This window comes from Vibrio mediterranei (assembly GCF_900088415.1).
GTDB lineage: Bacteria > Pseudomonadota > Gammaproteobacteria > Enterobacterales > Vibrionaceae > Vibrio > Vibrio mediterranei.
In genome coordinates this window covers 125,226-134,637 of sequence record NZ_FLLQ01000012.1, presented here as the reverse complement: position 1 = coordinate 134,637, position 9,412 = coordinate 125,226, and the positions used below count along the sequence as shown (strand labels likewise).

Genomic DNA, 9,412 nt, shown 5'->3' with positions numbered 1-9,412 from the left:
AGAATCAAGCAATCCCAATCGATGAATATCGATGTGTGAGGCAGTCTAACTATATGGCTACTAGAATATAAAAGGCATGACAGAATCGGCTGGTATTTATCCCGTCAGGTTCCCTCAGTAATGACATCCGCCTACTCCACCCTATTAGCCATACTTACAGGTGATAATTTAAGCTATTAACATTATTTGTCTATTATGGCCTCAACAAAACACAACACAACACCAAACATGTGAGGTCATTATGAAAAAGTCAGTCCTAAGTCTAGCTCTTGTCGCAACACTATCAGCAGGTTACGTCGCAGATGTAACAGCATGCACATCAGCAATCTACAATAACGGTGATGCTAGTCTCTCAGTGAGAACCATGGATTGGTTTGGACACGATGATGCTGTGGTCGTCGGCACGGGTAAAGGAGTCTCAAATCAATACAGCACAACTAAAGAGTCAGTTAACACGACCAGTAAATACGCGTCTATCAAAATCAAATCATTCGAACCAGAAATTGTCGCCGAAGCAATGAACCAAGAAGGTTTGGTCGCTCGTATTCTTTATCTAGGATTGGAATACACCGAAATGGCACCTAACCGCGCCGGCGTGCCTGATGTAGATGCATCACAATTCGCAAATTACGCGGTCGATAACTTCGCTTCCGTTGAAGAGGTCGTTGCTACACTGGACAAGATTGATGTTGTCCAAGACAAAGTATGTGATTTGCCAGGCCATGAAAATGAATGCCTTCCAGCGCCTGTGCATTATCACCTCACCGACGCCAATGGTGATAGCGCGGTGATTGAGTTTGTTGGTGGCGAGGTCAAAATCTATCACGGCGATGTGACGGATGCACCGAGTGTCCAGTACTTATCCAATGATCCTGAGTTCGGTTTCCATATCAACTTGGATAAAGAGAAAGCAGAATCGGGCGCAACGATCCGCGCTTATGATAGACGACTACGCGCCAAAGAAGTGGTTGAAGATATGTATAAGCGTGACGTTACAGACAGTGGCGAAGCGTTGAATAGCCTGAAAGCTGCTGGAGCAACGGTCTTTGCTGGCTATGACCAAATTGACCCATATCTTAATGATGTATTCCCTACACTATGGACAGTCTATACAGACCAGAATGCGAAAGCGATTTACCTAGACCGTTACGACACATGGCAAGTAGAGAGTTACAACTTTACTATGTTCGACAACAATCAAGCCGCAGAAGTCGTGCTCGGTGCTCATCCTAAAGCAGAAGCTGCTAACTAGTCACCTAGATGCGTAGTTAATATCCAAGGCTACATCATGGTTCGTTGATTACAGCGAACCATGATATGCACCAAAAACATATCAATAATTAGATTTAATGATTTCAAAATATATCTTTATCTCTCTATGATTTACCCAGACCTAAGGAAATAAACCAATTGTCGTTCTAGGGAGAGTCATACGGTCAAACGAACGGTCGGGCAGCGTCCTCAATGCTCGAACAGTACAATAGAGACACGAAAGGTTATTGAAATGAAAAAACTGACAATCATCGCTTCCCTGACAGCTACCCTGTTCACTTCTGCGTCAATCGCTCACGATCTTGGTGACCATTTGCCTAAGAAAGGGCAACCGACTGAGACTCAAATCTTGAACGGCGGCTCGACAAAAGTTACCAAAGATAACTTTATCCTTGCGGAGTCCGACAAATACTTTTTCGAGCAGCAAGAGAAGTCTGGCATCAACCAGTTTACTCACGATCGTCAACTACTCACTATGGATACTCAGACCGTTGTACGCCAGAATCGAGATACGCTCTATTCAAAATCAATCTGGGATGCCGAGGGTGGCGTAACATTCGAACTACCAATACTCGATTCCTATCAGACTCTTCAGATCATCGATGAACAGCATCGCACTGTCGCTGTCCTATATGCAGAGAAAGGGAAAAATAGGATTACCATTACGCCAGAGATGCTCTCTTCTGGTAAGCATGTTTGGGTCATCGCACGCACCCAAGTTGCTTCCAACTCCCCTGCTGATATTAAGGCCGGAAATGCAAAGCAAGATATGATTAAAGGGACCGCCAACTTTGCAAACCCTTATATACCAAAAGGATTTGACCAGTTTGATAGAGAAAATGTTCGTTTATCTTTAGAAGCCGATGTACTCAAGCTCGACTTTACTAAGGCGATGGGTGGACCTGAAGGCAAGCCTCTAAAACCAGAACAGAATCTAGAACAACGTAAAGTCGAACTTTTTCATGCAAGAGGCTTAACGTCAATGGGATTCGGAGGACTGCCGAGCGAGCACGCTTACTACAAAGTTTTACTTGCTGAGGATCGCTCAGGTCAGTGTCAAACAATGAACTTCGACGCCCCACCACTGGGTAAAAACGGTTTCTTCTCAATCACGACTTACGGCGCAGATGCCTACGTTCACACTGAGAAATTTGCGTTATCAAGTCGTGAAGATGAACTCAGACAAAATAGCGATGGCAGCTATACCGTCAACTTTAATTGTGGTTCTCAAGCCATCAACAACATTGAGGTGGAACAAGGCTGGACGGGAATACTACGAATGTATAAACCTAATTCCGATACCGAAATCGTGACATATGCAAAAGGTGTGGAGCAACCTCACTCAAAATAATGTCGTTCCGTTATCGTTAGCATCAGCAGCGCTAGTTGACATCTAGCTAGCGCTGCAAATTTACAATGTAAAACCTAGGAAATATAAAGAAACAGCCTCGAATAATACCCTTCCAATGAACAAAGTGTCCCTTCATGCTTTACCTCTCTACAAAATTCAAGCACAGTAGAAACACCTTCTTTTCTCGGAGATCAGTATGCTACTTAATACCGAGCGACTTCAATATCTGGTTTGTATTGCCGAGACTGGGTCATTTTCTGCGGCGGCCAGAAAACTCAATGTCAGTGCATCCGCTGTGAATCAAGCGGTACAAGCGATGGAAATTGATATTGGCATTCGTTTATTTGAACGTGTTGCCGGAAAGTCTCCCTCACTGACACCTGAAGGAAAAGCGCTGTACTTCCAAGCGCTTGAAATTGTTCCCCGCTTGCAAGCTATAGAACGAAAAGCACGTGCGCTGCAAAGTGGTGAAGAGCCCTCGCTGACGATTGCAACTCACAGTATGACCTTATACCCAAGGTTTGCCGAGCTAATGTCTTCATTAACCCAGCAGTTTCCAGAGCTAGAGCTGATTTTAGTTGATGCAGAAAAGCACCAGCTATCCACCAATGATGAGATCTTAGGCGCTGACATCATGATTGCTCCTGGCGGGCTATGTCCCCAACGAGGCTCAAATGCACAAATCATAGATAATATCGAATGGTGCTTCATAACCTCACCTAATCATCCGTTGGCAAAGCTCAAAGGCGAGATTACACCTGAAGATCTAGAACAATATCCCCAACTATTATCTTTAGAAGGTAAAGTTGCGACTAGCGAACTACTGGAATCACTGCGTTTTAGCCCTCGCCTCATTCGTTACCAAACCCCTGATCAACTACAAGACATGCTGTTTTACGGCGCTGGTTTTGCCACTTACCCAATCAAACTAGCTCAACCATTTATCGACCATGGTCTAGTAACCAAGTTAAATGTAGGACATTATGATAGTTCTATGATGTGGCCAGTTGAACTGTCGTGGCGCAGTGGACTTGGCACAGTGGGGACGTGGTTTATAGAACAAGTATTAGAACAGGAGCGTTAAATGCTAGAGCAAGACAACACCCAATTAATGATCATCGATGTACAAGGCAAGCTTGCCCAAATCATGCACGATAAAGAGCACTTGTTCGCCAACCTAAATACCTTGACCAAGGCTGCGCAGCTCATGGAATTACCCATTGTTTGGGTAGAGCAAATCCCAGATAAATTAGGTCATACCATCGATGAAATTCGCCATGAACTTCCCCACCTATCCCCCATTGCAAAAGATGTGTTCAGCGCCTGGGGTGAGATAGCTGTTCAAGAGACGCTCCAACGTAACAATAGAAAACAAATACTATTGGTCGGTATTGAGGCACATATTTGTGTCCATCAAACCGCTTGTGATTTGATTGACCAAGGATATGAAGTTCACCTTGTTGTCGACGCTATTTCTTCGCGTGCACCAGAAAACAGAGAGCTCGCAATCCAACGCCTGTCAAAACAAGGGGCCGTGTTAACTTCCACTGAAATGGCACTCTTTGAACTGCAAAAAGTCGCCCGAGGCGATCAGTTTAAGCAATTGCTAAAACTAATTAAGTAATCGCTGCTAATTTAAACGATTAACGCTATTTTTACTAAAATTTTAGTATTTACTGATGAAGATTGTTTACAATAGAACCCAATAGATAGGATTAGTTTTTTCGGTATGATGCCGAAGGGTGTGATTGAATGGCAACATTAAAAGATATCGCTAATGAAGCAGGTGTTTCATTAGCAACAGTATCTCGCGTACTGAATGATGACCCGAGTTTGAGTGTAAAAGAACAAACTAAGCTGCGAATTTTGGAGATCGCAGAAGCCTTAGAATATAAGACCAGCAGTTCGAAGAAATCGATCCAGCCTAAGAAGCATAGCCACCATTTCATGGCTATTTACAATTATAAGCAGGAAGCGGAAGTTAACGACCCTTACTACTTATCCATTCGTCATGGTATAGAAACACAGTGTGAAAAGCTGGGCATAAAACTGGTTAATTGCTACGAAGGAGAGTTAGCTCATTCAGACGCTAAAATCACCGGAATACTGTTTGTTGGACGTTGCCCTGAGACGGTTCGCTCCGAAGCTGAAAGCATCACAGACAATATCTGCTTCATTGATTTCTCTGACCCAAACTCAAAGTACGACTCGGTTGATATCGACCTCACTAAAATTAGCAAAGAAATCATAGACTTTTTTATCAATCAAGGGTTCAATCGGATCGGCTTTATCGGTGGTCAAGATACACCTAATAGTTCTGACATCCGAGAGATGGCATTTGTAGAATATGGCAGCTTAAAAGGCGTGGTATCGCTTGATGATATTTACCGTGGAGAGTTTACCAGTCAATCAGGCTATGAATCTGCGAAAAAGATGTTTTCCAACAATAACTTCCCTCGAGCACTGTTTATCGCTTCAGATTCTATTGCTATTGGTGTATTGCGCGCAATTCATGAACACGGCCTCAAGATACCAGAAGACATATCTCTTATCAGCGTCAACGATATTCCTACAGCAAAGTTCACCTTTCCTTCACTTTCTACCGTCAGGATTCACTCTGAGATGATGGGTATTCAAGGTGTTAACCTGTTGATGGAAAAAGCAAGAGATGGACGTGCACTGCCATTGAAAGTCTATGTACCCAGTAAACTAAAACTACGAGGCACAACAAAAGAATAGGCATTTTCATATTTTTTAGTAAAACTTACCTATCTATTCTACATTCCACCTTAGTTCGACTCATTGACATCGATTAGCCAACTTTATTCAAAGTTGGCTCACCATTCCTCCTCTTCGTAAAATCATCAAACACCACAAAAACTATAACTCATTGTATTTAAAAGATTAAATTCATTACACCCAGCTAAAACCCTACTACTTATATCAAGTTAAACCCGCCCCTATCATTCACTCCGTTTATTTAAACCCGATCACAACTTTAACTCTCTTGAACGCTTAAATCGTGATCAAGTTAAAGTAAAAAACAAAATTCAATATATTTTAGTAAAACTTTTACTAAAATTACCTCATATCCTAAACGGGCATTTTTAACACAGCATCGACACGGTTTACCTGTCGAGGGAGATTTAACGTGAACAACTGGGAAAACTTTCTTCATCTTCATGAGAATCGCATGGCTCCACGCGCGTATTTCTTCTCATATCCCTCAGTTAACGCCGCTCGAACATTTCAGCGAGAGCTTAGTAGTCACTTTATGCTGCTTAGCGGTCAGTGGCAGTTTCAACTTTTTCATAACCCTATTCTTGTTCCCGACGAGTTTTACTCTCAACCAATGACACAATGGGGACAGATCACCGTACCTAACATGTGGCAAATGGAAGGACACGGTGACCTTCAATACACTGACGAAGGCTTCCCGTTTCCAATTGACGTACCTTTTGTACCCACTGATAACCCAACAGGCGCATATCAACGTACTTTCACTCTCGGCGACAACTGGCAAGACAAGCAAACCATCCTCAAATTCGATGGCGTTGAGACCTACTTCGAAGTTTACGTTAATGGCAACTATGTTGGTTTTAGTAAAGGCAGTCGACTCACCGCAGAATTCGACATTTCATCTGCTGCTCAAGTTGGTGACAACCTGCTAAGCGTTCGAGTCATGCAATGGGCTGATTCGACTTACATTGAAGACCAAGATATGTGGTGGACCGGTGGGATCTTCCGTGATGTCTACTTAGTAGGGAAAGAACCGCTGCATGTGCAGGATGTCTCTATTCGTACTGACTTCAGCGCTGACTATTCGCAAGCGACATTGTCGTGTGAACTGATGCTAGAAAACCTTTCGTCTGCGCGTAGCGATGCTGTTTCAGTTGATTATGAGCTAAAGGATAACCAGCTAAGCATTGCTGCTGGAACCATTGACCACATCTCAGTACAAGGTTCTACCACGACGAACTTCATTATTAATGTCGATGAGCCTACCCATTGGACAGCTGAGAACCCTTACCTCTATCAACTTTTTATCACTTTGAAGAACAACCAAGGTGAGACCATAGAAGTCGTTCCACAACGAGTTGGCTTTCGAGATATCAAAGTTAAAAATGGCCTCTTCTACGTTAACAACCAATACGTCATGCTGCATGGCGTTAACCGACACGATAACGACCATTTAAAAGGCAGGGCTGTAGGCATGGATCGTGTTGAAAAAGACATCATCTTAATGAAGCAGCACAACATCAACTCCGTACGAACTGCTCACTATCCTAATGACCCGCGATTCTACGAACTCTGCGACATCTATGGCTTGTTCGTTATGGCAGAGACTGATGTGGAAACCCATGGATTCGCCAATGTTGGCGATCTTAGCCGCATCACCAACGATCCTGCATGGGAAGCCGTCTTCGTAGACCGTGCTGAACGTCATGTTCACGCACAAAAGAACCACCCTTCCATCATCATGTGGTCTTTAGGCAATGAATCTGGCTATGGATGTAACATCAAAGCGATGTACGACGCTACTAAAGCCATTGATGACACGCGTCTTGTTCACTATGAAGAAGACCGTGACGCCGAAGTCGTTGACGTTATCTCAACCATGTACTCTCGCGCTCAATTGATGAACTACTTTGGCGAACACCCCCACGAAAAGCCACGCATCATCTGCGAATACGCTCACGCAATGGGCAACGGCCCTGGTGGTCTGACTGAGTATCAAAATGTGTTCTACGATCACGATCATATTCAAGGACATTTCGTTTGGGAATGGTGTGATCACGGCATTCTCGCCACCGATGAAAAGGGACAAAGTTTCTATAAGTATGGTGGGGACTTTGGTGATTACCCAAACAATTACAATTTCTGTATGGACGGATTGGTTTACTCAGACCAAACACCGGGACCGGGGTTGAAAGAATACAAACAAGTCATCGCTCCAGTGAAAATTACCGAGGTAAATGCACGCCTAGGTACCTTCATCGTTAGCAATAAACTGTGGTTTACCAACCTAGACGACTACACCATCACCGCTGATATTCGTGCAGAAGGTGAAACGCTTCGCAGTGTTCAATTTAAGGTTGCGGATCTTAGCGCAAATAGCGAGCGTCAAATCGAAATTAGTCTTCCTCAACTCGATGACCGTGAAACATTTATCAACTTCACCGTGCGTAAAGATAGCCGCACTTTATATAGCCAAGCAAATCATGATATTGCCGTTTACCAATATCAAATCAAAGAAAATAGCGCACAAGAAACCGAGTTTGTTTGTACGAATACCACACCTCTTTCGCTAGAGGAGAGCCGATTAGCGTACCTAATTTCTGGTCACAACTTCACAATGACTTTCTCGAAAGTCGACGGCAAGCTCTCTTCGTGGGTAGTAAACGGGAAACAGTTTATCGAATCAGAGCCTAAGCTCAATTTCTTCAAACCGATGATCGATAACCATAAACAAGAACACGAAGGTCTATGGGAGCCTGCTCACTTACCAATCATGCAAGAGCATTTCCGAACCATTGAAGTAGAGCAGATCGACGGGCGCATTGAAGTTCGCACCACCAGCATTATTGCACCGCCTGTGTTCGATTTTGGTATGCGAACCGAATATCGTTATCAGATTTCACCTCAAGGTCAGCTCAACATTGAGCTTCAAGGTAAGCGTTATGGTGACTATCCACATGTGATTCCTGTTATTGGTTTTGAACTAGGCATCAATCAACAGTTCGACCAAGTGAAATACTATGGCCGAGGCCCAGAAGAGAATTACCTCGACAGCCAACAAGCCAATATTATCGACGTGTATAAAAGCACAGTCGCGGATATGTTCGAAAACTATCCATTCCCGCAAAACAACGGCAATCGTCAGCACGTGCGCTGGGCAGCTCTGACCAACCGTAACGGCAATGGTTTGTTTATTAAGCCACAACAAGAGCTCAACCTAAGCGCTTGGTTCTACAGCAATGAAAACCTGCACCAAGCCCAGCACACCAACGAGCTTAAACCAAGCGGTCACATCACACTAAACCTTGATCACAAGCTCATGGGCTTAGGCTCTAACTCGTGGGGAAGTGAAGTTCTCGACTCTTACCGTGTCTACATGGATACCTTCCGCTACGGTTTAACGTTACTTCCAATGCAGTCCGGAGACTGTAACGCCAATACGTTGGCCAACTATGACTTCAGTAACCAGTTTTTTACCCGCACAACCACAAACGAGGCATAACCCATGATCATCTTAGAGAGCTTAGAACAATTTAAGTCGGTCTATCGTGATGGCCGGAAGTGGAATCGTTGCATAGAAGCCATTGAAAATATTGAAAATATCAAAGATGGCGTAATGCACTCTATCGGGGATTCTCTGGTTTATATGATTGAAACCAATGAGAGCAAACGGACTGAACTCTTCGAGGGCAACCGTCGTTACTTTGATGTGCACTACTACTTGGCAGGTCATGAGGTTATTGAGTTTGCAAGAAAAGCCGACCTGACACTTGAGCAGCGATATCAAGACGAAACTGACCGAGAGTTTTTCTCTGGACAAGGTGAGCGACGTGAAATCCATCAAGGACAGGTAGTGATTTTCGACAATAGCGAAGCGCATCGATTTGTCAGTAACGAGCCTGCTCGCAAGGTCGTGCTTAAAGTCACCATCGAAGATGGCTACTTCTTAAACAAATAACACTATTCGGGCCAGACACAAGTATCTGGCCCCCTCAAATAACTGCTCTTCAAGAATGAGAGTACAATAGACGTGATTCATTGGAGGACACT

The 9,412-nt window shown here is 43.8% G+C and carries 7 protein-coding genes; all 7 read left to right on the top strand.

All coding sequences use genetic code 11. The features are described 5' to 3' along the window. Positions 1-241: 241 nt before the first annotated feature. The 7 genes from VME0621_RS23810 (at position 242) to VME0621_RS23780 (ending at position 9,320) form a co-directional block, all read left to right on the top strand. Positions 242-1,252: a linear amide C-N hydrolase gene (locus VME0621_RS23810; RefSeq protein ID WP_062462001.1), complete on the top strand. Its 1,011-nt coding sequence runs from the start codon at positions 242-244 to the stop codon at positions 1,250-1,252. 252 nt (positions 1,253-1,504) lie between these two features. Further along, positions 1,505-2,623 (top strand): DUF1254 domain-containing protein, encoded by a 1,119-nt coding sequence (locus VME0621_RS23805; protein WP_062461998.1) that lies wholly within the window; start codon positions 1,505-1,507, stop codon positions 2,621-2,623. A 196-nt stretch (positions 2,624-2,819) separates the two neighbouring features. After that, a complete protein-coding gene (locus tag VME0621_RS23800) occupies positions 2,820-3,707 on the top strand; it encodes a LysR family transcriptional regulator (RefSeq protein WP_062461995.1) in 888 nt (295 codons plus the stop codon). Then, a complete protein-coding gene (locus VME0621_RS23795) occupies positions 3,708-4,247 on the top strand; it encodes a hydrolase (RefSeq protein ID WP_062461993.1) in 540 nt (179 codons plus the stop codon). It begins immediately after the preceding gene. Between the two features lie 128 nt (positions 4,248-4,375). After that, the gene (gene ebgR / locus VME0621_RS23790) at positions 4,376-5,362 is read left to right on the top strand and encodes a transcriptional regulator EbgR (protein ID WP_062461989.1); all 987 of its coding nucleotides are present in this window, start codon (positions 4,376-4,378) and stop codon (positions 5,360-5,362) included. A gap of 412 nt (positions 5,363-5,774) precedes the next feature. After that, a complete protein-coding gene (gene ebgA / locus VME0621_RS23785; RefSeq protein WP_062461986.1) occupies positions 5,775-8,864 on the top strand; it encodes a beta-galactosidase subunit alpha in 3,090 nt (1,029 codons plus the stop codon). Between the two features lie 3 nt (positions 8,865-8,867). After that, the gene (locus VME0621_RS23780) at positions 8,868-9,320 is read left to right on the top strand and encodes a beta-galactosidase subunit beta (protein ID WP_062461982.1); all 453 of its coding nucleotides are present in this window, start codon (positions 8,868-8,870) and stop codon (positions 9,318-9,320) included. The last annotated feature ends 92 nt before the right edge of the window (positions 9,321-9,412 follow it).

What these genes read in the sequence shown, in the direction of transcription:
- VME0621_RS23780 (WP_062461982.1), top strand. Translation starts at nt 8,868, where the DNA reads ATGATCATCTTAGAGAGCTTAGAACAATTTAAGTCGGTCTATCGTGAT.
- VME0621_RS23795 (WP_062461993.1), top strand. Translation starts at nt 3,708, where the DNA reads ATGCTAGAGCAAGACAACACCCAATTAATGATCATCGATGTACAAGGC.
- VME0621_RS23800 (WP_062461995.1), top strand. Translation starts at nt 2,820, where the DNA reads ATGCTACTTAATACCGAGCGACTTCAATATCTGGTTTGTATTGCCGAG.
- VME0621_RS23810 (WP_062462001.1), top strand. Translation starts at nt 242, where the DNA reads ATGAAAAAGTCAGTCCTAAGTCTAGCTCTTGTCGCAACACTATCAGCA.
- ebgR (WP_062461989.1), top strand. Translation starts at nt 4,376, where the DNA reads ATGGCAACATTAAAAGATATCGCTAATGAAGCAGGTGTTTCATTAGCA.
- VME0621_RS23805 (WP_062461998.1), top strand. Translation starts at nt 1,505, where the DNA reads ATGAAAAAACTGACAATCATCGCTTCCCTGACAGCTACCCTGTTCACT.